A 20,520-nucleotide genomic window follows, 5' to 3' on the forward strand; every position below is an offset into this window, starting at 1 on the left:
AGAGGGTGGAGTGGGGATGGGGAGCAGTATTCGTTACCGGGCCGAGCGGATCGCGCTTGCCCTGATGGCCGCGGCGGGCATCGCGGTCCTGCTCGCCGACTTACTCGGCTGGCTCGACAAGCTGGCCCCCGGGGGTGCGCTGCCGAAAATCACCTTGCTCATCCTGAGTACGGTCACACTGTTCCTGCTGCTGGAGGTCGACCGCCTGAAGGTGCTCGACAACGTCAACACCCAGCTTTCCAAGCTCGACATCGACGCCCTGGCGCGCGAGCTCAAGCAGGAGCACTACGGTGGCGCGGTTCAGGTGCACCGACGGTTTCCCGATGAGAGATTCACCGGGTACGTGGAGGCCGCCACTCGGGAGGTGACCATCCTGCAGACCTGGATCCCCAACCTGCACCGTTTCGACAGCGAGTTGAAGAAGGCGCTGATCGACCGGCAGGTGCGGGTGCGCGTCCTCCTGCTGCACCCGTCGTCGCCCGTGGCCCGGCTGCGCGACGAGGCGTTGCGCACCGTGCGGGACCCCGCGCTCGACGACGACGTGAGAGCGAGCGTCGAGCGGTGCCTGTCGATCCTCGAATCCCTGCACCGGGGCGCCTCGACTGCGGCCAGGTCGCGGCTGCAGGTGCGGGTGTACAACTCCCTGCCGTCGGTCGCCGTGTACAAGGCCGACGAGCGCTACCTGGTCAGCTCGTTCCTGCATGGCCGACTCGCCGTCGAATCCACCCAGGTCGAGATCGACGGGTGCAACACCGTGATGGGCAGAGAGGTCCAGCACGAGATGGACACCTTGTGGATGATCGGCCGCGATGTGGACCTCGGCGACTGGCGCGGGTCGGTCGCCACTATCAATCTGTGATCCGGGCGAGAGAGGTTGCGGTCATGCAAGAGCTGGACAGGTTCGAGGACGAACTGATCGAGCGGTACAGGGAGCATCCGGTTCTGGCGAACGTGGCGCTCCTGTCGGACGACGACTTCGCCGCGGTGCTTCTGCAGCGCCGGTTTCTGTCGCTCGCGTTCACTCCGTCCTACGACCTCGCGATCGACCTGCTGCGCGACGAGGTCGGGGTCCGGACGGCACGCGTCATCCTGCGCGAGGAGTATCCCGACGCGGGCGGGCACACGCCCTCGCACCGCGAGGACATGAAGGACGACATCCTTCAACTGGGTATCTCCAGAAGGGCCTTCGTGGAGACGAGGCCGACGACGGAGACGAAGAGAGCGATCAACGACATCTTTGACCTGATCGCCGACGCCGGGGCCCATGCCCACGCGGATCTGCGGCTGTTGACGGTGCTGCGCTTCTGGGGCGAGGTCCTGGTCTCCGTCGAGTACGGACGGCTGTGGGAACGGATGGGGCCTTCGCTGACCAAGGACGGCGAGAACCGTTCACGGTTCTACTATCCGCACTACGTCCACGATGCCAAGGCGCATTCGCTGGCCACCGCGTCCCTGCTCTCCACCACCCACTCCGATCGGCTGGCGACACGGTTGCGCGAACTCCTCGCCCGTGAGGGCTCGGCCGACTGCTTCAGGGAAATGGAGGAGCAGGCCCTTCAGCAGAAGGTGGCCTTCTACGACCAGTTCCTGCCGGCCCTGGAACGCGCCGGAATCACCGGGGCCTGAAGCGGCGCCAACCGCCTGCCCGAACCGCCCGAGTCCGGTGCGGCCACCACGCCGCGCGCGGTGCGGATCGAACGGCGGGGCCGACGCGCCTCACCGGCCGAGCGTCGACATGCGCGAGGCGGCGGCCCGCCCCTGCGGAGCCGACGCCCGGCGAGCCGGTCGGCTGCGACTGCGGTGGGGCCCGGCCCCGCGTCTCGGCGGCGCCGCGGGGAATCCTGCTGGGGTCAGCTCTGCCGGAGCCGTGCGTGCAGGTGCACATCGTGCCGGCCGTCCGCGTGCAGCCACGCGCTGCGGCGGACGCCCTCCTCCTCGAACCCGGCCTTGACCGCCACCCGGCAGGACGCCTCATTGGCGGTCGAATGCTCAAGCTCGATCCGATGGAACCCACCCCGACCCAGCGCCCAGCACGTGAGCGCCTGGACCGCACGGGAGCACAACCCGCCACCGCGTGCCGCCGGCACCGTCCAGTAGGCCACTTCGGCCTTACCATCCGCCAGGGACAGCGACTTCAGAGCGACGCGCCCCAGCAGGGTGCCGCTGCCCGCGTGGACCAGCGCCCGGTGGGCGCCCGTTTCCTCGCTCCAGCTCCGCTGCCATTGTCCGATCCACTCCCCCGCCTCCTGCACGGAATCAGCCCTGCGCACATACCAACGCTGGATCGCCGGATCCTGGTACGCCTCCATCACGGCGCCGGCATCCGTGCGCAGCCAGGGACGCGGCAGCGCATCGTCCCCGACCGGCAGAGCGGGCTGGTCGGACGCGGCAAGGTCACCATCGGACATCACAGGAACAATCAAGGAAGGCATGAACCGGATTCCCCCAGGAGCACTGGCGGCGACAGCACACGCCGGCGACGCTTCCGCCGACTTCAGCCCTGCGGCGGGAAGAGCTCAAGCAGACGCTCCTTCTGGCGGGACCCCAGCCCCTGGACACGACGACGCTCGGAGATGCCGAGGTCGGTGATGAGCTGGCCCGCGCGGACCTTGCCGATGCCGGGCAGTGATTCCAGCAGCCGGCGCGCGGACGTCTTGCCGACGACGGCGTCCTTGCGGTCCAGCACTTCATGGAGCGAGACCTTGCCCTCCTTGAGCTCCGAGAGAACCGCGGCGCGCTCCTTTCGGACAACGGATGCCTTCTTCAGCGCCTCGGCGCGCTGTGCGGGAGTCAGTGCGGGGAGAGCCATGAGCGGTGTCCTCTCGTCGTACAACACGGAAGGTGCTCATCATGGCCCTGTCGCGGGCCAGTTGACCAGCAGGTTTGCCAAGTTTACGCCGCCGGTTCACCTTCCTCGCCCGTCGGCCGCACCGTGTCGTCGTCTTCCGGGGCCGATCCGGGACCGGAGCGGGGCGGTCGACGGCTGCGCACCGACACTCCCGACCGGGATGGCGGTCACTCCGTAACGCTCCCCCGGGCACATCGTTGATCGTCGGGAAACACTCCCGGCATGCGAAGGCGAATCCCATGAAGCTCCGATCGGCCGCCACGGCGGCGGCTCTGAACCTCCTGATCCTGAGCGGCGCGGCATCGGCGCATGCCGCGGAACCCGGGCAGGACGGCCCGGGTGTGCAGCAGGCCCTCGCGACCGGCTCGACCGACCTCGCCCAGTGGACCGCCCGGCGGACCTCAGCCGTCACGGGGCCCGGCCCGGTCACCGATGCCGACACGCTCGCCAACACTTCCGCGACGTTGGGCCTGGACCGGCGCGACGACCGTCACCAGTGATGCCTCGGGGCGGCGTCCACAGGCTTGCGGACCGATTGTCGGACCCCACCGCTATGTTGGCGCCATGACGCAATACGTACTGGTGGCAGGCGCATGGCTGGGGTCGTGGGCGTGGGACGAGGTGGCGGCGCAGCTGCGTGCGGCCGGCCACGGCACGCATCCGGTGACGCTGTCCGGCGTCGCGGACAGGCAGGGCGTGTCCGCCGGGCAGCAGACGCACGTCCAGGACATCGTCGACGAGGTCGAGCGGCTGGATCTGCGCGATGTCGTTCTCGTCAGGCACAGCTACTCGGGCATCCCGGTCGGCCAGGCCGCCGAGCGAATCGGTGACCGGCTGGCCCGGGTGGTCTTCGTCGACTCCAATGTGCCGGCCGAGGGGCAGTCGTTCGCGTCCGCCTGGTGGGAGGGCCCGGCGAAGCTCCAGGCATCGATCGTCGCGAACGACGGCTTCTGGGCTCCACTGGCCGCGGCCGACTGCGACGGCCAGGACCTCACCGACGAGCAGATCGCCCGGATCGTGGCAGGCGCGACAGCGCACCCGGGGGCTTCGCTGACCGAGCCCGCGGTGCTGAAGCGGCCGCTGGGCGAGCTTCCGGCGACGTACGTCAAGTGCCTGCTCGACGGGGCCGAGCCGAGCGACGACGTGACCGAGCTGCTGGCCGGTTCACGGTGGGACCTGGTCCAAATGGACACCGGTCACTGGCCGATGTTCTCCCGGCCGCGCGAACTGGCCGGGATTCTCCTCGACGCGGCGGGGAAGTAGCCGCTCGACAGCGCCGGGCCGATGGGCCGCACCTGGGTGCGGCCCATCGGCTTTTGGCGTGGTGTCCGGTCGGTCACCAGGTGTGCGCGACGTCCACGGTCAGCTTGTCGCCGGACTGGAGCACCCTGAACGGGAGCCTGGCGCGAACGCCCAGGCCGATCTGGGTCTGCCCCTCGAAGCTCGCCCCGAACTTGGTGTCCTTGAACGTCTTGTACCCGGTGAGGTTCACCCCCGGCAGCGACTGCCCGGCACCGTCGTGGGCCCTCACCACCGCAGCGCGGTGAAGTCGATCGGCTGCGGCCGCATCCCGCCGGCACGCTCCGTCAACTGCCGCATCCTCCGGGCCATTTGCTCGGCCGGCAAGTGCTTGCGGTCGCCGTGTCCGGGCAACAGCCACTCGAAGTCGAGCCGGCCGACCGTGCGGGCCAGGGATACTGCCAGCTCCTCGACGGAGTACCAAGTGACGCTCTCCGCCACCTCGATGTCGTCCGTCGAACGTGACCAGTAGAAGCTGTCCCCGCTGAAGCAGTACCGCTGGTCGACGAGGTACAGCACGCTCCCCTCGGTGTGGCCCGGAAGCGGGTGCGCGACGACCCCCTGGGCGATCTCCACGGGCTCGGTGCCGCGCAGGACGCAGTCGGCGTCGGGCGCCGCGTCCAGGTCGCCCTCGTGGATCCACAGCCGGGCCCCGAAGCGATCGGCGTAGCGGCGGCCGTGCGCCGCGTGGTCCCGGTGGGTGAGGAGGACGTCGGTGACCGAACCGAGCTTCTCGTACCGGGCGGCAAGCGATTCGCTCCAGCGCGGGGTGTCCACCATCAGCTGGGTCCCGGAAGGGCGTCGCACGAGGTAGGAGTTGGCTCCGGCGTTCTGTTGGGAATTGTGTCCGCACAGGTGGACGGCGTCATCCAGGCGCAGGGGGAAGGGATCCAGCGCCACGTCTGACCGGCGGGAGGAGCGAATGGAGCGGGTGGGGCAGGCGAATAAGGCGGCGTACAGCTGCAGTTCCTCTGCCGCGCCGCGGGGCTGACGCAGGATCTCGGAGCGGCCCTCGACCTCGCCGATCAGGTCCGGCGCCAGTTGCCGGGCGACGTCGCAGTTCGTACAGCGGTCGTCCACATACCAGTTGCTGTCCTCGGTCGATTCGGGGCGGGCAGCGTTCGCAGAACTCATCATGTGCTTCACCTCTCGCGCGACTGTCACCGGTCTCCGTGGAAAAGGCTCCTCGGTGGCGATCAGAAGCGGAAGGGGGTCCAGATCTTGTTTCTGCTGCTCAGCACCTATCTCGCTCGACGACATTGGAGACAAATCCGGCGACCTGGCGGTTGGTCGTCCGCTACGGATCCATGCGCCGATCAGCGGCTGACCGCGTCGCCGGGTAGAACATGCCGATGCCGAATGCGACGAGGCTGCCGAGCAGGGCCACAGGCCACACGTCATCGATGACATCCAGGATGGCGAGCACCGCGACGGCTTCGAGAAAACAGAACACGGACAGCGCACCCGCTCCGATGCTGATCAACTGGCCCCCACCCGGTCGGTCACTGCCTCAGCAATGCCCCGTACAGCGCCGTGCGACACCGCACGGAAGGAAATCGTGGGCTCGTCGAGTTGAGCGACTGCGTCTACTGTTTCGGGCAGCGTCGGCCTCGGTGTCGGGGCCGGGGGGTGTTACCCCTTGATCGTGGACACCCTGATCATTGGATCGTGAAGATCCGAAGGACAGGAGTTCCCGTTGGGGACGTCGAAGTACTCGTCTGAGTTCCGGGCCGATGCCGTCGCGTTGTACCGCTCCAGCCCGGGGCGGACGTACGCGTCGGTGGCCAAGGATCTCGGGGTGAACCACGAGACGCTCCGCACCTGGGTGCGGGATGCTGAGCAGGCCGCCGTGCCCGGCGCGGTGGAGGCCAGCGCGTTGGAGAAGGAGAACAAGCGGCTGCGGGCCCAGGTGAAGGAGCTCGAGCTGGAACGCGAGATCCTGCGGAGGGCCGCGAAGTATTTTGCGGGCGAGACCAGCTGGTGAGCCGTTTCCAGTTCGTTGCCGACCACAATGACGCCTTCGGCGTGAAGCGGCTGTGCCGGATCCTGGGGCTCTCCCGTTCCGGGTTTTACCGGCACCTGGCCGGTTCGGATGCGCGGGCCGGGCGGGCACGTGCGGACGCCGAGCTTGCCGAGCGGATCACGTCGGTCCACACCGAGTCCGACGGCACCTACGGGGCTCCGCGCGTCACCGCCGAGCTCCAGGGCGCCGGGCTGCGGGTCGATCACAAGCGGGTGGAACGCGTCATGCGGAAGTTCGACATCGTCGGGCTGCACCTGCGCAAGAAGGTCCGTACCACAGTCCCCGCGGCCGACGCCGTCCCGGTGCCGGACCTGATCCAGCGGGACTTCACCGCCTCCGCGCCAAACAAGAAGTACGTCGGCGACATAACCTATCTCCCGGTCGGCGACGGCCAATTCCTTTATCTGGCAACGGTGTTGGACCTGTACTCCAAGCGTCTGGTGGGCTGGTCGATCGCCGACCACATGCGGACCGAACTGGTCACCGACGCCCTCAAGGCCGCAGCCGGCGCGCGGGGAGGGAACCTGCGCGGAGCGATCTTCCACAGCGACAACGGAGCCCAATACGCCTCCAAGGAGTTCGCCCAGGTCTGCAAGGACCTCGGCGTGATCCGATCACGCGGGGCCGTCGGCACCAGCGCGGACAACGCCGCCGCGGAGTCGTTCAACGCCAGCATGAAAAGGGAGACCCTCAAGGGCGCGAAACGCTGGCCCGGAGCCCGCGCCGCCCGCCTCGCGGTCTTCCGCTGGGTCACCCGCTACAACACCTGGCGACGGCACTCAGCCCTCGGCCAGCAGAGCCCGATCAACTACGAACAGCGATCAACTACGCTGGCCTCCGCCGCATAACAACCGGTGTCCACGATCAAGGGTGAAGGCCCAGGCTCTCCGTTCGGGCGCGGTCGCGTGGGTCGTTCGGATGATTCCCCGGCCCCGGGCCGACCACGTGGATAGGGTCGTTGGGAGCGGTGCCTGCGGAGGGAGACCGATGAGTGACGCGGCCGAACGCTTCGATCCCACTGTGCGGGCGATGATGCGGACCAACGAGGAGAACTGGGATGCTCGCACCCCGGTCCATCTCGCCAGCCGGTTCTACGGCGTGGACGACAGGAACGCCGATCCGGCGCGTTGGTTCGCCGACTACGAATGGGCGGACCTCGGCGCCCTCTCCGGGCGTGACGTGCTGCACCTGCAGTGCCATCTGGGCACGGAGACCATGGCGTTCGCCGCTCGCGGCGCCCGCACGGTCGGGCTGGACCTCTCAGGTGCGTCGGTCGAGGCGGCCCGGGAGCTCGCGACCGGTGCGGGCCTGGAGGTCGAGTACGTCCGGGCCAACGTCTATGACGCCGCGTCGGCGCTGGAGGGGCGGCAGTTCGATGTCGTCTATACCGGCAAGGGCGCCCTGTGCTATCTGCCCGACCTGAACCGCTGGGCCGAGACGATCACCGCGCTGCTGCGGCCGGACGGGCTGTTCTATCTCGCCGAGTTCCATCCGCTGTTCTACGCTCTCGGCCCCTCACCGGGGCCGGGCGAAGGGCCGGAACTGCTGCTGCGCCACGATTACCTCGGTGGCCGGGGCGCGATGCGCCGGGATGCGACGTACACCTACACCGACGGGCCGGCCGTGCGGGGCGCCACCGAGTGCTTCGAGTGGATGCACGGCCTGGACGAGGTGATCAACGCCCTGCTGCGGGCCGGGCTGCGGATCACCGGACTGCGGGAGAGCCACGAACTCCCCTGGCCGAGGTGGCCGGACATGGTCCGCACCCCGGGTGGCTGGTGGCAGCTGCCCAACGCCTCGCCGCGCATTCCCCTGCTGTACGGGCTGCTCGCGCGGCGCTGATTCGGCGCCGCGCGAGCCAGGGACCCTCGGACGGGCCCCGTCGGGCCCTGCCCTCAGGACTGGGGCCGTCGACCGTGGTTGGCTCCGTTCTTACGACGAGCCTTCTTCTTGCGGCGTCGCTTCGATGCCATGCCGTCTCCCTTCTCAGAGGACGTTCGCTCCCGATTTGTTCCGTCCAATTTCGGCCGTATTTTTACGATTTTCCGTGGTCTGCGCGGGTGAAATATGGGGCTGCTGACCTGTCGCCGAGCGACTGTATCGGACGAATCGGCGCATCTTCGAACGGGACGAGAGCTTCCCAGCCATAGCTGGGCATACTGACCGGTGAACAGGTCGCCACCACCAGCCCATAGTTGGTCTAACTTGCGCAATAGGGATAGTCCAGGCGGTGCGCATATCGGATTTTTTGCTACAGAACGGGAGCGAACGTCCTCTCAGCGCTGGTTTCAGCCGAGTATCCACCGTTTCATACCAGTATCCCTCTCGGCAATCAGAAGATCGCTTGCCCAGCCCGTGGGTCGCCACACCCCACCCGGCACTCCGGTGTCTCGCGCGCACCTCATGGCACCCCCATGGCGCCTGCGGGACGCCCCGGGCAGGCCCTCGCGAGGCTTTCGCCCCGGCGGCTCCTCGCGCACCTGTCGCTCCGGAATTTCGCGCACTGCCGCAAAATTCGTATCGGGTTCCCACGAAACCAATTACGAAACAATGGAATCTTGAACGCATGGCCGCTTTTCGTCGGGGCACCTTTCTCGGCGGAGATCGATAACAGCGGTTCGCCTGATTCTTGAGCTGCCGGCATCGCTGATACCGCTGGTGGAGAAGCATGACCAGCGGTGATGGCGGGGGTGCCCGACAGGTCGCCCGACCGCCTCAGTCATTCTCCGAGTTTTTTCAATGATCTGTGTGAGGCCCTGCTTATTGGGCACTCGACTGATCGAGAAAGATCCTCAACCGTATCCGATGAAGGAGTTATTTGTGAGTGACATCTGGGGCTACCAGCCGACCACGAAGCACACCCCCGGTACGGATCTGACCGGGTTCAAGGTCGAGGCGACCGATGGCAGCATCGGCAAGGTCGACAAGCACTCCGAGGATGTCGGCTCCTCCTACATCGTGGTCGACACCGGTGTGTGGATCTTCGGTAAGCATGTACTGCTGCCTGCGGGCACGGTCAGCAGCATCGACACCGAAGAGAAGACCATCCATGTCTCCCGCACCAAGGCGGAGATCAAGGACGCTCCCGAGTTCGACAAGGACAAGCACGCCGGTGACCCGGGCTACCACCAGCAGGTCGGCGGCTACTACGGCAACCCGCGGCTCTGACTCGAGCGCGGTTACGTCGCGGGGCCGGCCGGAGGAGACTCCGGCCGGCCCCGCGGCATGTTCGCGGAGGCCTCCTGCGAGGAGACACCGCGGGACAGGACCACGATCAGCGTCATGCCCGTGGTCGAGGACCAGAAGGCCGGCTCAGGCTCAAGGGCCGTTCCTGAGGTGGTCGTTGGCCAGAACGGCGGGATATACGGCTCCTGGCCCGAAGCGGCGGCGGGCTCGATCCGTAGCCGCTTCGGCGGTGCGGGCACGGTCGTCACGGGGGTCCAGGGAGAGTTGACGGTGGGCGTCGTCCGCCGACAGCAGCTGGTCGGCACGGACCACGAACGCCCGAACCCTTGCGCGCTGCAGCCCGAGGGCATTCAGCAGACCCAAGGCCGTGGTGGCCAGGGTGGGCGAGTGGCTGGTGGGTTCCGGCAGGGGACGCATACGCGTAGTGGAACTGCGGTCGGCGTACCGCACCGTGAGAGTGAGTCGGCCGGCGGTCCGGCCTTCACCACGCAGGCGTTGGCCGATCTGGTCGGCGAGACCCAGGACGGCCCGGTGGTGCCGCGCCGGGGCGAGGCAGTCCTGGTCCAGTACGAGGTTGGCGACCAGGTGCGCTGCCGGTTCCAGCGGGGTGACGGGTCGGGGGTCGCGGCCTTGGGCGCGTTCGGCCAGCAGCCGAGCGGGGCCGACGCCGAGGAAACGTTGCAGCGTCGCCGCGGGTACGTCGGCGACCTGGCCAATGGCGTGCAGGCCGAATCTGCCGAGCGTGGTTGCCGTGACGCGGCCGATCCCGGGCAGCGCGGTGACCGGCCGGGGGCGCAGCCAGGCGACGGCCTCTTCGGCGGGGACCCAGGTGGCGTGTCCCGGCGCGGACGCGTCGGCCGCCATGGTGGCCAGCATGCGGTTGGCCGCGAGCCCCGCGCTGCTCTCGATGCCGTACAGACCCATCAGTCGTAGCTGCGCCAGCTGGACCAGGTCGTAGGGAGACAGATCGAAGTACCTGAGCGCGGAGGTGAGATCGAGCTGGACGGCTTCGGGCGAGACCGCCTGGACATGGGGGGTGAGGCCGGTCAGCAGGTCGATCGCATCCGCGTGCCACTCCTCGTCCGGCACAGCGTGCAGGTGCAGGTGGGCGATGTGCCGTCGGTTCGTGGTCATCCCGCGCTCCCCGGGCTGGTGTGGCCCAGCTTCCGCAGGTCGGCCGAGCGGCTGCCGGCCGTTTGCAGGTCGGCGTAGGGATGCAGTCGGGCCCCTGTCGTGCTGTTGGCCAGAGTCCGCTGCGGCTGCGCGGGGGTCGGGTGCGGATGACTGGCACCGAGCAGGGCAAGGGCGGCTTCGGGGCCCTGGTCGCGGCGTGCGGCGGCGATCTCGTCCAGGTCCCAGGCCATGCTGCCGACGATGGTGCGGCGGGTGCCGCGCACCTGTACCGTGCCGCGGACCAGCAGCAGTCCGCTGTGGAAGACGGTGTGCGCGCAGGCCGGGTGGGAGTCTTCGAAGAAGGCCAGGTCGACCAGGCCGGAGCCGTCCTCCAGGGTGACGAAGATGATGCGCTTGCCGCTGGCGATCGGCGGGGTCTGGGTGGAGGCCCGCACGCCGGCGACGAGGACCTGCCGGCCTGCGCGGGCTCCGGCCAGGTGTACCGCGTCGGTTGCGCCGATCTCCCGCAGCAGCCGGTGGTGATGCTCCATCAGGTGCTTGGAGATGTCGATGCCCAGAGTGTTCAGCTCCGCGTTCAGGGCTTCGCGTCCGGTCATCTCCGGCAGGCCGCTCGGCTCCGCCCCTCCGACGGCGTTCGTATCGATGGGCAGCTGCCCCTCGCTCGCGGACCGACCGCGGGACTGCTTGTGGAGTTCGGCGATCTGCAGGAGCAGGTCGCGCCGTGTGAGACGCGCGTCGTGGAGGGGGCTCAGGGCGCCGATCTCGGCGAGGCATTCGGCGACCGGCCTGCTGGGGCGGGCCCGCTGCCAGAAGTCCGACAGCGATCCGTACGGCTGGCCCTCCTCGATCCGGGCGCACTCCTCGTCGCTGATGCCGCGCACCGCGGACAGCGCGAGCCGCACGCCCCAGCGTTCTCCGTCGGCCCGCTCCACGGTGTGCTCCGCCCTGGAGTGGTTGACGTCGGCGGGCAGGACGGGGACGTCGCGTCGGCGGGCGTCGGAGACGAGGACACGCTTGGGCCACATACCGGGGTCGTGTTCGAGGAGACCGGCCAGCAGATGGGCCGGGTAGTGCGCCTTGAGCCAGGCGCTTTGCAGGGCCGGCACGGCGAAGGCGACCGCGTGGGCCCGGCAGAAGCCGTAGGCGCCGAAGGCCTCGATGGTCTTCCACACTTCGTCGAGGACCTCCGCGGTGTAGCCACGGGCGCGTGCTTCACGGTGGAACCAGTCCTTGATCCTGGGCAGCCGCTCCTTGTTGCCGAGTGCCCGCCGGGCGATCTCGGCCAGAGCGCGGTCGCAGCCGGTCAGCACCGACAGTGTGTCGATGATCTGTTCGTGCCAGATGGTCACGCCGTAGGTGTCGGCGAGCACGGGTTCGAGGTCCGGGTGGGCGTAGGAGGGCGTGCCGCCGTGGCGGGCTGCGATGTACCGCTCGGGCATTCCGCCGGCGACCGGGCCGGGGCGGAAGAGGCTGATGTCGGCGATGACGTCCTGTGGGTCGCGGGGCTGAAGCCGGGACAGCAGGTCCTGCTGGCCGGGCGACTCCAGTTGGAACAGACCCAGCGTCTGGCTCTCCTGGATGAGCTTGAAGGCGAAGACGTCGTCGAGTGGCACCTCCTGCGGGTTGTCCAGGTCGATGCGGTTGCCGGTCACCCGCTCGATCTCCGTGACGGCGTGGGCCATCGCGGACTGCATCCGTACGCCCAGGACGTCCAGTTTGATGTTGCCCAGCGCCTCGATCTCCTCCTTTGCCGCCATCGCCATCGGATAGTCGCCCTGCGGTGTGGGCTGGACCGGCAGCCGGTCCAGGAGGGTCGCGTCGCTGATGATCAGTCCGCAGGGGTGCATGGCCATGCCGTGGACCAGTGCGTCGAGGCCTTCCGCCAGCTCCCACAGCGGCCCGTACCGCTCCGCTTCGGCCGCCAGGGACCGCAGCTCGGGCAGCTCGGCGAGCGCGCCGGTGATGTCCGACGCCCGAAGGTGCGGGAAGCTCTTGGCGATCCGGTCGACGTCCGCGGGCGCGATCCCCAGCGCAAGGCCGGTGTCCCGCAGAGCCCGGCGGGCCCGGTAGGTCTCGGGCATCGCGGTGACCGCGACCCGCTCCTTGCCGAACCGGTCGAAGATCGCGTCGTAGCACTCCAGCCTCCTGGCGGACTCCACGTCGATATCGATGTCGGGAAGGGATCTCCGTCGCACGCTCAGGAAGCGTTCGAACAGCAAGTGGTGTTCGAGAGGGTTGGCCGTGGCGATTCCCAGCGCATGGCAGACCATCGACCCGGCGCCCGAACCGCGGGCCGCGACCCGGATGCCCAGTTCCCGGATGTCGGCCACGACCTGTCCGACGGCGAGGAAGTACGGGTCGTACCTCAGCTGGGAAATCACAGCGAGTTCTTCGTCCAGCCGGTCGCGTGTGGCACGGTCGCCGTCCAGACCGCGCCGGACCAGGCCGGCCTCGCACTGTCGGCGCAGCGAGCGTGCCGCGCCTTCCGCGCCTGGCTCGGCCCCGAGCACGGCCGGCTCCGGAAAGTGCGGCGTGCCCAGGCCGAGGTCCGCCGCGGGATCGACGGCGCACACCATCGCGGTGGCCGCGGTGTCCGCCAGCAGGCGGTCGGCCCGAGCGGCATCCGCACCGGCGCACTCCGCGATACGCCGCGCGATGTCCGCCATCGACTTCTCGTCCTTGAGCCAACGCTGCCCACCGTCCAGACGGCGCCGGTCGATGGGCCGCAGCAGCCGTGCGGCGTCCAGGACGTCGGCCAGCCGGTGCTGGTCAGGGTCGGCGTAGCGGACGGCGTTGGAGAGCACGGCGGTGGTGTGCGTACGGTCGGCGAGCGCCAGGGTGCGGGCGGCAAGCCGCAGCGAGCCCGGCCCGGTGCCGGGCCGGTCGTGCCAGACCGTCTCCAGCCGGACCCCGTCCCCGAAGATCTCCCGCCATGGCACCAGCAGCTTCGCCGCGACGTCCTCCCGGCCTGCCGCCAGCGCCCGCACGGGCTCCGAGAGCGGTCCGAGCAGTACGGTCAGGCCCTCACCGCCGTACTCGCGCAGCGCCTCCCACGGCACCATCACCGGCGCCGCGCCGGCCGCGGTCCCGGCGTGCGCGGCCGATGTGATGCGGCACAGCCGCGCCCATCCGGCCCGGTTCTGTGCAAGCAGCACGAACCGCAGGGGTGGCTCGACGACGTGTGCGCCACCCCGCACCGGAGTGCGGCGCCGTTGTGCCGGAGGAGGAGGTGCGATGGCCTCCACGGCCAGATCGATGCCGAAGAGCGGCCGGACGCCGCTCCCGGCGCAGGCCCGCGCGAACCGCACGACCCCGGTGACCGTGTCCCGGTCAGTGAGCGCGAGCGTCGTCATGCCGCGCTCGGCCGCCCTCCGCACCAGCTGCTCGGGGTGGGCGGCGCCGTAGCGGGCCGAGTAGCCGGACGCGACGTGCAGGTGGGCGAAGCCCTCCATGCCGCACCTCCATCACTCTACCCCGTTTCAGCCAATTGCCCGATACGCGTATCGCACGTTCGTTCGATTACTCTAGCCCGGTCTCCCCCGGTCAGCGACCTGATCGCGCGCCCGGCTGTCGCTGCCGCGCCCGAGACGGATGGCCGGATTGGATGCCCGACCACCATCTCGGCAACACAGCAGCAGAGTTGGGGCCGCCATCCTGCGAAGCGCCCGCCGCCATGACGCTCATCACCCCGCGCACGTGCCACCTCTACCGATGACCACGTCCGGACAGCCGCGCGGCATGGCTCTCAGTGACAACGAGGGTGCTCTCGGCTACCGGATCGACAGCTGAGGGGCATGTCTGCCCTTTGTGCGGACGCGATGTCCGGGCACGGCCTTACGCACCGCCCGGCCAACGGGGCCGCGCGTCGGCCGAAGCGTCCGCACGAGGGCCGGGGGGAGTGGGGCGGCCCCTGGGGAATCGTGTAACGATCAGTCACATGGTGGCACTGAGTGAGCTGATTCCCGTCGAGGCCGTGCGGCTGGACGTGCGGGCGGCGGACTGGCGAGAAGCGATCCGGACAGCGGGTGAGTTGCTGGTCACGACAGGGACCAGCACCGGCGACTACACCGCGGAAATGATCCGGAACGTGGAGGAGAACGGGCCGTACATCGTCATCGCGCCCGGCTTCGCGTTCGCCCACGCCCGGCCCTGGCCCGCCGTTCTCAGGACCGGCATGTCATGGGTGAGACTCGGACAGCCGGTGGAGTTCGGACATGAGTCGAACGACCCCGTGGACCTGGTCGTCGCGCTCGCGGCGAAGGACTCGGGCGCGCACACCGCCGCCATGGCGAGCCTGGCGAGAATACTGGCGGACTCCGACACGTCCAGGGCTCTGCACGAGGCGCCGACCCCCGAGGCACTCCACGCCGTGCTCGCCGCACAGGAGCAGGAGGGGCCGAAGGTCCAGGAAGGTCAGGAGGGGGCACGGCGGGCGACCAGGCCCGGGCGGCCGGGTCCGGCCCCCACAAGATCCTCACCGTGTGCGGCAACGGCGTGGGCACCAGCCTGTTCCTCCCAATGAGGCGATCGTCGGCATCGCCCAGGAGCAGTACGGTGCCCGGGTCGCCTGGCTGATGATCCTCGGTTTCACCATCAGCCTGCTGCTGGCCCGCTTCACACCGCTGCGTTACGTCTTCCTGACCGGCCACCACATGCTGTTCATGGCCACCCTGCTGACGATGGTCCTGGCGACCGCCGGGCAGTCGTCGTGGGCCGTGGTGCTGGTGGGCGGCGTACTGCTGGGCATCATGCTCGTCGCCATGCCGGCCTTCGCCCACCCGTGGACGAAACGTGTCACGGGCAGCAACAACGTCGCCATCGGCCACTTCGGCACTGCCGGGTACATCCTCGCGGGCGCCACAGGGCAGGTCGTCGGCAAGCGCAGCCGCAGCACCGAGGGCATGGACCTGCCGGAGGGGCTGCGCTTTCTGCGCGACTCGATGGTCGCCACCGCGCTGTCCATGCTGCTGATCTACCTGATCATGGCGGTGCTCTTCCTGGTCAAGGCGGGCGAGGCGGCGGCCTTCAAGGCGTTCGCGGTCGGCGGCGGAGCCCCGGCCACCGACGTCGGCAACTACCTGATGCAGTCGGTCATGCAGGGGCTGCAGTTCGGCATCGCGGTGGCCGTCATCCTCTTCGGTGTCCGCACCATCCTCGGTGAGCTCGTCCCCGCCTTCCAGGGCATCGCGTCGAAGCTGGTACCGGGCGCGGTCCCCTCGCTGGACGCGCCGATCGTCTTCCCGTACGCGCAGAACGCGGTGCTCATCGGCTTCATCTCCAGCTTCGTCGGCGGGCTGATCAGCCTCGGCCTGCTCACCTGGATCTTCAACCCGGCGTTCGGTCTCGCACTTGTCCTGCCGGGACTGGTGCCGCACTTCTTCACGGGCGGCGCGGCGGGCGTGTACGGCAACGCGACGGGCGGCAGGCGCGGTGCGATCGCCGGGGCGTTCCTCAACGGCGTGCTGATCACCTTCCTGCCCGCGCTGCTGCTGAAGGTGCTCGGCGCGTTCGGCAACGAGAACACCACCTTCGGCGACGCCGACTTCGGCTGGTTCGGCTCCCTCATCGGCAATGCCGCCAAAGCGGGTGAGGTGGGCGGCGTCGCCTTGATGCTGCTGACCGGCGCGGTGATTCTGGGCGGGGCGATCGTGGTGCAGAAGAAGGTCGTGGAGACCGGCTGGGACCCCGGCGCCCGGCGTGACGCGCTGATGCCGAGGGCGGCGGCGACCGCTCCCGCGGCCGACGCGGGGGCCGAGGCGGGCGGCTCGGGCGGCTACGCCCGGATCGCACCGCCCGCGGGGGCCCCGGCGCCGCCGCCACCCGACGCGAAGTGAGGGTCCGGCCCACAGCGGGGACGGACCGCTCATGCACGGCAGGTATTCGTACGCCCGGCAGCGCCGCCGGAGGGGTGACGGCGGCGATGCCGGGCCGGATTCGGGGCGGCCTACGGGAGGTTGTGGACGTGCGGGCCGACCGCGTTCGACCAGGCGTTGCCCGCCGTCGCGTCCCAGTTCGTCGACCAGGTCATCGCGCCACGCAGGCCCGGGTAGGTCTTGGACGGCTTGAACGAGCCGCAGCTGGTGCCACGGGTCAGGCAGTCAAGGGCGTTGTTCACGATCGTGGGCGATACGTAACCACTGCCCGCACCTCTCGTCGAGGCAGGCACACCGAGGCCGACCTGGGACGGGGCGAGGCCGCCCTCCAGCTGGATGCAGGCGAGTGCGGTGAGGAAGTCCACCGAGCCCTGCGAGTAGACCTTGCCGTCGCAGCCCAGCATCGAACCGCTGTTGTAGTACTGCATGTTGACGACGGTCAGGATGTCCTTCACCGCCAGCGCCGTCTTGAAGTACTCACCCGATGTCGACTGCATGTCGATGGTCTGCGGCGCCATGGTCAGGACCATGCCGGAGCCGGCCTTCTGCGACAGCGAACGCAGCGCCTGCGTCATGTAGGTGGAGTTGAGGCCGTTCTCCAGGTCGATGTCGACGCCGTTGAAGCCGTACTCCTGCATCAGCGCGTACACGGAGTTCGCGAAGTTCGTCGCGGAGGCGGCGCTGTTGACGGAGATCGTGCCCTTCTCGCCGCCGATCGAGATGACCACTGACTTGCCGGCCGCCTTCTTGGCCGCGACGTCGGCCTTGAACTGGGCGACGGTGTAACCGCCGAGCCCGGCCGAGTCGAGGTTGAAGGTGACCGCGCCCTGCGTGGGCGTCGCGTCGGCGAAGGACACCGCGATGATGTCGTACTGCGACTGCACATCGCTGAGCTTCTGCACGGTCGCGCCGTTGTTGAAGTTCTGCCAGTAGCCGGTCACCGCGTGCTTGGGCACGTTGGGGTTGCCCGGGTCGCCGCCGCCGGCCTTGGTCGTTCCGGTGACGGCCGCCGACTTCGCCGACTCGCCGGCCGCGTTGGCCGCGGCCACCTGGAACTGGTAGGAGGTGGCGGCGCTCAGCCCGCTCACGGTCGCCGAAGTCCCGTTCTCCGTCTGGACCTTGGCGCCGTTGCGGTAGACGTTGTAGCCGGTCGCACCGGACACCCCGTTCCAGGACAGCGCGACGGACGAGGCCGTGGTCGCTCCGACCGCGAGGCCGCCGGGCGTGGCGGGTATGCCCGGCTCGGGGTCGGTGCCCCCACCGCCGTCGGGTCCCACGACGGTCAGGTCGTCGGCCTGGTAGGCCGCCTGGCCGTACCAGCCGTGCGTGTAGACCGTGACGGAGGTCGTAGTGGCCCCGGTCCTGAAGCTGGTGCTCAGCTGCTGCCAGCCGGTGGAGCCCGGCGTCCAGGTCGACACATCACTCGTGCCGGTGCCGCTCGCGCCGAGGTAGGCGTACGAGCCCTGCACCCAAGTGCTCAGTGTGTACGTCGAGTTGGGCTTGACGGCGACGGTCTGCGAGCATTTGGCGTTGTCCTGCCCGGACGGGGTCGCCCTGAGGGCCGCCGTGCCGCCGTGCACGGGGCTGGAGACGGCGGCTCCACTGCCGGCGGTACAGCTCCAGTTGGCGAGGCCCGACTCGAAACCGCCGTTCTTGACGACATTGACGTCTGCGGCCTGGGCGGTCACGGTCAGTCCGGCGACGGTGAGTGCGGTTGTGGCGACAACCGCCAATGCTCTGCCGAACCATCTTCGCGAGCCTGTGGTGCGGTCCACTACTGCCTCCGGATGGGGATGACGGGGGGGGAGGTACATCGGACGACGGTGGCCACCGCTGGCGTAAAAATGGTCCAGACCAACCGGGTTGTCAAGACCTCTGGCGGTCATCCGTCGAAAGCCCGCATACGAAACGCCCCGGCCGCCGCGCGTCGGCCCGGCGGTCCCTCGGCCGGCCGCGCACGTCCCTGCCGCCCATGGAGCTGCGGGTTCATTTCCCGGCGCGGACACGGACGTTCGCGAAAACGCCAGGGGGCGGCATGGCGACAGCGGCAGACGGCAGGCTCCCCGCTGGGTCAGACTGGGGCCGTGATGGGGAACATTCCCGAAGAGATGACCACTCTTGTCCGACGTGAGGGCGAGCTGCGCCATGTGCGGGAGGCGCTCGCGCGGCACCGGCTGGTCTCCCTGACCGGGGTCGGCGGCGTCGGCAAGTCGAGACTCGCGCTGAGAGCCGCGCGGCAGGCCGCCCCGCGGTATCCGGACGGGGTGTGGTGGGTGGACCTCGCACCGCTGCGCGACGAAGGGCTGCTGCTCGCCACCGTCTCCGACGCCGTCGACTTCGCCGACCACACGCCCCGGATGCAGGTGGCCGCGCTGTGCGAGTGGCTCGCCGACAAGCGTCTGCTGCTGGTCCTGGACTCCTGCGAGCATCTCGTGGACGCCTGCCGGGGCCTCGTCGGCGACCTTCTGACGGCGGCGCCCGGCCTCACCGTCCTGGTCACCAGCAGGCAGCCGCTGGGGGCCGACTGCGAGCAGCTCGTCGAGGTCGAACCGCTGGCCGTCGAGGGCGACAGCGACGCACTGGCCCTGTTCGTCGAGCGAGCCGCCGTGGCGGTTCCCGGCTTCACCCTGGCCGATCCCCGCCTCGCCGCAGCGGCCACCGGCATCTGCCGCCGGCTGGACGGGATCCCGCTGGCACTCGAGCTGGCCGACGCCCAGCTCAAGCACACCTCCGTCGAGCAGTTGGCCGGGCTCCTCGACGCCCACTTCGAGTCGCTCTCGCCCGCCGAGTGGGCGGCGACCCCGCGCCACCGGACGCTGCGTACCGCCATCGGCTGGAGCCACGAGCTGTGCGAGCCGCTGGAACGCCTCCTGTGGGCACGGCTGTCCACCTTCCGGGCCGCCTTCGACGAGCCGTCCGCCCGCGATGTCTGCGCGGGCGGCCCCCTCGACGGGGACGGGGTGCGCAGGGCGCTGGCCGGTCTGGTGGCCAAGTCGGTGGTCAAGCGGGAGGGGACGCGCTATCGCATGCTGGGCGCCATCCAGGATTACGGGCGGATGTGGCTGGAAGAGCTCGGCGAGGGCCCGTCGGTGGCTGCCCGGCACGCCGCCCATTTCCTCACCCTCGCCCACCGGGCGGACGCGGGCTGGCTGGGGCCCGCCCAAGTGGCCTGGTACCAGCGGGTCGCCGACGTGCACATCGACCTGTGCGCGGCCTTGGAACACCTGCTCGTCACCGATCCGGCGCGCGCCCTCGAACTGGCCGGGCTGACCGGCTTCTACTGGAGCTGCTGCGGTCATCTGCACGAGGCCCGCTCCTATCTGGAACGCGCGCTCGCCCTGCCCCAGGAGCCCGGCCCCGCCCGGACCAGGGCGCTGTGGGCGCTCGGTATCGCGCTCCTGCTGCAGGGCGAGCACCGGGCGGCGTCCGAGTTGGGTCAGCAGTGCACGCTGGCCGCGCGGCACGGCGGCGACCCAGAGGCGACGTTCGCGGCGGCCTATCTGGTCGGCCTCACCCATCTGATGGAGGGCCGCCCGCTGGCCGCGTACACGCTGGCGGAGCATGTGCTCGATGCCGCCCCGGACTCGCCCTTCGCCTCCGCTTCCCGGCTGCGCTGCCACCTCGTTCAGGTGTTCGCCCTCACCGCCCTCGGCAAGCTGTCCGAAGCGCGGTCGCAGGCGCTGGAACTGCGTGCGGGCTGCCTGCGGCTCGACGAATGGTGGACCCGCTCCTACACCGACTACCAGCTCTCGCTGATCGCGCTGTTCCAGGACCGGCCGGACGAAGCGGCGGTCCATGCGCGCGCCATGCTGGCCGAGAAGCAGCAGCTGGGTGACAGTTTCGGTATCGCTCTCGGCCTGGATCTGCTGGCGGCCGCAGTCGCGGCGCAGGGCGACGGCGAGCGCGCCGCGATGGTCTACGGGACGGGCCAGGCGTACTGGCGCAATGTGGGTCATCCACAGCGCGGCACCCCGGAACTGCGTGCGGTGCGCGAGGAATGCGAGGCCAGATCTCGCGCGGCGATCGGCGACCTGGCGTACGCACAGGCGCTTGGCCGGGGCGCGGCGGGCAGCCCGAAGGCCGCGCTCGCGCGGGCGCTGGAAGGCGGCGACCCGCCGTCGGGGTAATCGGCGGTCCGTGGACCGGTCCGCGGGGTG

Annotated in this window: 18 protein-coding genes and 1 pseudogene; 10 read left to right on the forward strand and 9 right to left on the reverse strand. The window is 69.6% G+C overall.

Translation table 11 applies throughout. The annotated features are described in order from the left end of the window. Positions 1 to 16 precede the first annotated feature (16 nt). Together ACLLJJ_RS01865 and ACLLJJ_RS01870 are read left to right on the forward strand one after the other, a co-directional pair. Positions 17 to 859, forward strand: a complete 843-nt coding sequence (locus tag ACLLJJ_RS01865) for a hypothetical protein (protein ID WP_434587487.1) — start codon at positions 17 to 19, stop codon at positions 857 to 859. A gap of 23 nt (positions 860 to 882) precedes the next feature. Then, positions 883 to 1,626, forward strand: a complete 744-nt coding sequence (locus ACLLJJ_RS01870) for a hypothetical protein (RefSeq protein ID WP_434587488.1) — start codon at positions 883 to 885, stop codon at positions 1,624 to 1,626. A gap of 224 nt (positions 1,627 to 1,850) precedes the next feature. Here ACLLJJ_RS01870 and ACLLJJ_RS01875 read toward each other — a convergent pair whose 3' ends face one another. Together ACLLJJ_RS01875 and mihF are read right to left on the reverse strand one after the other, a co-directional pair. Next, on the reverse strand, positions 1,851 to 2,408 hold the full coding sequence (locus ACLLJJ_RS01875) for a GNAT family N-acetyltransferase (protein WP_434587489.1): 558 nt from the start codon (positions 2,406 to 2,408) through the stop codon (positions 1,851 to 1,853). Positions 2,409 to 2,494: 86 nt separating this feature from the next. Further along, positions 2,495 to 2,809, reverse strand: coding sequence for an integration host factor, actinobacterial type (gene mihF / locus ACLLJJ_RS01880; protein WP_434587490.1), 315 nt, complete (start codon positions 2,807 to 2,809; stop codon positions 2,495 to 2,497). Between the two features lie 278 nt (positions 2,810 to 3,087). Between mihF and ACLLJJ_RS01885 the strand changes: the two genes are divergently transcribed. Further along, positions 3,088 to 3,348 carry a hypothetical protein gene (locus ACLLJJ_RS01885; protein WP_434587491.1) on the forward strand — a complete coding sequence of 87 codons (261 nt, stop codon included), beginning with the start codon at positions 3,088 to 3,090 and terminating at the stop codon, positions 3,346 to 3,348. A gap of 64 nt (positions 3,349 to 3,412) precedes the next feature. After that, a complete protein-coding gene (locus ACLLJJ_RS01890; protein ID WP_434587492.1) occupies positions 3,413 to 4,111 on the forward strand; it encodes an alpha/beta fold hydrolase in 699 nt (232 codons plus the stop codon). A 73-nt stretch (positions 4,112 to 4,184) separates the two neighbouring features. Here ACLLJJ_RS01890 and ACLLJJ_RS01895 read toward each other — a convergent pair. The 3 genes and pseudogenes from ACLLJJ_RS01895 to ACLLJJ_RS01905 all read right to left on the reverse strand — a co-directional run. Then, a pseudogene (locus tag ACLLJJ_RS01895) lies at positions 4,185 to 4,361 on the reverse strand (AMIN-like domain-containing (lipo)protein); the annotation flags it as partial. 14 nt (positions 4,362 to 4,375) lie between these two features. Continuing rightward, complete coding sequence (locus tag ACLLJJ_RS01900) at positions 4,376 to 5,281, reverse strand: MBL fold metallo-hydrolase (protein ID WP_434587493.1); 906 nt, start codon at positions 5,279 to 5,281, stop codon at positions 4,376 to 4,378. Between the two features lie 163 nt (positions 5,282 to 5,444). Then, a complete protein-coding gene (locus ACLLJJ_RS01905) occupies positions 5,445 to 5,630 on the reverse strand; it encodes a hypothetical protein (RefSeq protein ID WP_434587494.1) in 186 nt (61 codons plus the stop codon). 213 nt (positions 5,631 to 5,843) lie between these two features. Between ACLLJJ_RS01905 and ACLLJJ_RS01910 the strand changes: the two genes are divergently transcribed. Further along, positions 5,844 to 7,018, forward strand: a protein-coding gene (locus ACLLJJ_RS01910) for an IS3 family transposase (protein ID WP_434587336.1) whose coding sequence is annotated in 2 segments (ribosomal slippage) — positions 5,844 to 6,111 and positions 6,111 to 7,018 — 1,176 coding nt in all. Because the reading frame shifts where the segments join, the coding sequence is not laid out codon by codon here. A 139-nt stretch (positions 7,019 to 7,157) separates the two neighbouring features. Then, positions 7,158 to 8,012, forward strand: coding sequence for a class I SAM-dependent methyltransferase (locus ACLLJJ_RS01915; protein ID WP_434587495.1), 855 nt, complete (start codon positions 7,158 to 7,160; stop codon positions 8,010 to 8,012). Between the two features lie 53 nt (positions 8,013 to 8,065). Here the strand turns inward: ACLLJJ_RS01915 and ACLLJJ_RS01920 are convergent, their stop codons facing one another. Continuing rightward, complete coding sequence (locus ACLLJJ_RS01920) at positions 8,066 to 8,143, reverse strand: 50S ribosomal protein bL37 (RefSeq protein WP_434600273.1); 78 nt, start codon at positions 8,141 to 8,143, stop codon at positions 8,066 to 8,068. A gap of 832 nt (positions 8,144 to 8,975) precedes the next feature. Here ACLLJJ_RS01920 and ACLLJJ_RS01925 point away from each other — a divergent pair. Then, the gene (locus ACLLJJ_RS01925) at positions 8,976 to 9,338 is read left to right on the forward strand and encodes a PRC-barrel domain-containing protein (protein ID WP_434587496.1); all 363 of its coding nucleotides are present in this window, start codon (positions 8,976 to 8,978) and stop codon (positions 9,336 to 9,338) included. Between the two features lie 150 nt (positions 9,339 to 9,488). Here ACLLJJ_RS01925 and ACLLJJ_RS01930 read toward each other — a convergent pair whose 3' ends face one another. Then, positions 9,489 to 10,490 (reverse strand): DNA polymerase Y family protein, encoded by a 1,002-nt coding sequence (locus ACLLJJ_RS01930; RefSeq protein WP_434587497.1) that lies wholly within the window; start codon positions 10,488 to 10,490, stop codon positions 9,489 to 9,491. Continuing rightward, on the reverse strand, positions 10,487 to 13,942 hold the full coding sequence (locus ACLLJJ_RS01935) for a DNA polymerase III subunit alpha (RefSeq protein WP_434587498.1): 3,456 nt from the start codon (positions 13,940 to 13,942) through the stop codon (positions 10,487 to 10,489). The genes ACLLJJ_RS01930 and ACLLJJ_RS01935 overlap by 4 nt, the downstream gene beginning before the upstream one ends. A gap of 485 nt (positions 13,943 to 14,427) precedes the next feature. Between ACLLJJ_RS01935 and ACLLJJ_RS01940 the strand changes: the two genes are divergently transcribed. Both ACLLJJ_RS01940 and ACLLJJ_RS01945 read left to right on the forward strand, forming a co-directional pair. Then, positions 14,428 to 15,012, forward strand: a complete 585-nt coding sequence (locus tag ACLLJJ_RS01940) for a PTS sugar transporter subunit IIA (protein WP_434587499.1) — start codon at positions 14,428 to 14,430, stop codon at positions 15,010 to 15,012. After that, positions 14,972 to 16,324 carry a PTS ascorbate transporter subunit IIC gene (locus ACLLJJ_RS01945; RefSeq protein ID WP_434587500.1) on the forward strand — a complete coding sequence of 451 codons (1,353 nt, stop codon included), beginning with the start codon at positions 14,972 to 14,974 and terminating at the stop codon, positions 16,322 to 16,324. Before ACLLJJ_RS01940 ends, ACLLJJ_RS01945 begins: the two co-directional genes overlap by 41 nt. A 110-nt stretch (positions 16,325 to 16,434) precedes the next feature. Here ACLLJJ_RS01945 and ACLLJJ_RS01950 read toward each other — a convergent pair whose 3' ends face one another. After that, positions 16,435 to 18,177 carry a chitinase gene (locus tag ACLLJJ_RS01950; protein ID WP_434587501.1) on the reverse strand — a complete coding sequence of 581 codons (1,743 nt, stop codon included), beginning with the start codon at positions 18,175 to 18,177 and terminating at the stop codon, positions 16,435 to 16,437. Between the two features lie 294 nt (positions 18,178 to 18,471). On the opposite strand from ACLLJJ_RS01950, the gene ACLLJJ_RS01955 reads away from it, so the two are divergent. Next, positions 18,472 to 20,490: an ATP-binding protein gene (locus ACLLJJ_RS01955; RefSeq protein ID WP_434587502.1), complete on the forward strand. Its 2,019-nt coding sequence runs from the start codon at positions 18,472 to 18,474 to the stop codon at positions 20,488 to 20,490. Positions 20,491 to 20,520 lie beyond the last annotated feature (30 nt).

The organism is Streptomyces sp. A5-4 (assembly GCF_051131715.1).
Taxonomy (GTDB): domain Bacteria; phylum Actinomycetota; class Actinomycetes; order Streptomycetales; family Streptomycetaceae; genus Streptomyces.

What these genes read in the sequence shown, in the direction of transcription:
- ACLLJJ_RS01865 (WP_434587487.1), top strand. Translation starts at nt 17, where the DNA reads ATGGGGAGCAGTATTCGTTACCGGGCCGAGCGGATCGCGCTTGCCCTG.
- ACLLJJ_RS01870 (WP_434587488.1), top strand. Translation starts at nt 883, where the DNA reads ATGCAAGAGCTGGACAGGTTCGAGGACGAACTGATCGAGCGGTACAGG.
- ACLLJJ_RS01875 (WP_434587489.1), bottom strand. Translation starts at nt 2,408, where the DNA reads ATGTCCGATGGTGACCTTGCCGCGTCCGACCAGCCCGCTCTGCCGGTC.
- mihF (WP_434587490.1), bottom strand. Translation starts at nt 2,809, where the DNA reads ATGGCTCTCCCCGCACTGACTCCCGCACAGCGCGCCGAGGCGCTGAAG.
- ACLLJJ_RS01885 (WP_434587491.1), top strand. Translation starts at nt 3,088, where the DNA reads ATGAAGCTCCGATCGGCCGCCACGGCGGCGGCTCTGAACCTCCTGATC.
- ACLLJJ_RS01890 (WP_434587492.1), top strand. Translation starts at nt 3,413, where the DNA reads ATGACGCAATACGTACTGGTGGCAGGCGCATGGCTGGGGTCGTGGGCG.
- ACLLJJ_RS01900 (WP_434587493.1), bottom strand. Translation starts at nt 5,281, where the DNA reads ATGAGTTCTGCGAACGCTGCCCGCCCCGAATCGACCGAGGACAGCAAC.
- ACLLJJ_RS01915 (WP_434587495.1), top strand. Translation starts at nt 7,158, where the DNA reads ATGAGTGACGCGGCCGAACGCTTCGATCCCACTGTGCGGGCGATGATG.
- ACLLJJ_RS01920 (WP_434600273.1), bottom strand. Translation starts at nt 8,143, where the DNA reads ATGGCATCGAAGCGACGCCGCAAGAAGAAGGCTCGTCGTAAGAACGGA.
- ACLLJJ_RS01925 (WP_434587496.1), top strand. Translation starts at nt 8,976, where the DNA reads ATGAAGGAGTTATTTGTGAGTGACATCTGGGGCTACCAGCCGACCACG.
- ACLLJJ_RS01930 (WP_434587497.1), bottom strand. Translation starts at nt 10,490, where the DNA reads ATGACCACGAACCGACGGCACATCGCCCACCTGCACCTGCACGCTGTG.
- ACLLJJ_RS01935 (WP_434587498.1), bottom strand. Translation starts at nt 13,942, where the DNA reads ATGGAGGGCTTCGCCCACCTGCACGTCGCGTCCGGCTACTCGGCCCGC.
- ACLLJJ_RS01940 (WP_434587499.1), top strand. Translation starts at nt 14,428, where the DNA reads ATGGTGGCACTGAGTGAGCTGATTCCCGTCGAGGCCGTGCGGCTGGAC.
- ACLLJJ_RS01950 (WP_434587501.1), bottom strand. Translation starts at nt 18,177, where the DNA reads ATGTACCTCCCCCCCCGTCATCCCCATCCGGAGGCAGTAGTGGACCGC.
- ACLLJJ_RS01955 (WP_434587502.1), top strand. Translation starts at nt 18,472, where the DNA reads ATGACCACTCTTGTCCGACGTGAGGGCGAGCTGCGCCATGTGCGGGAG.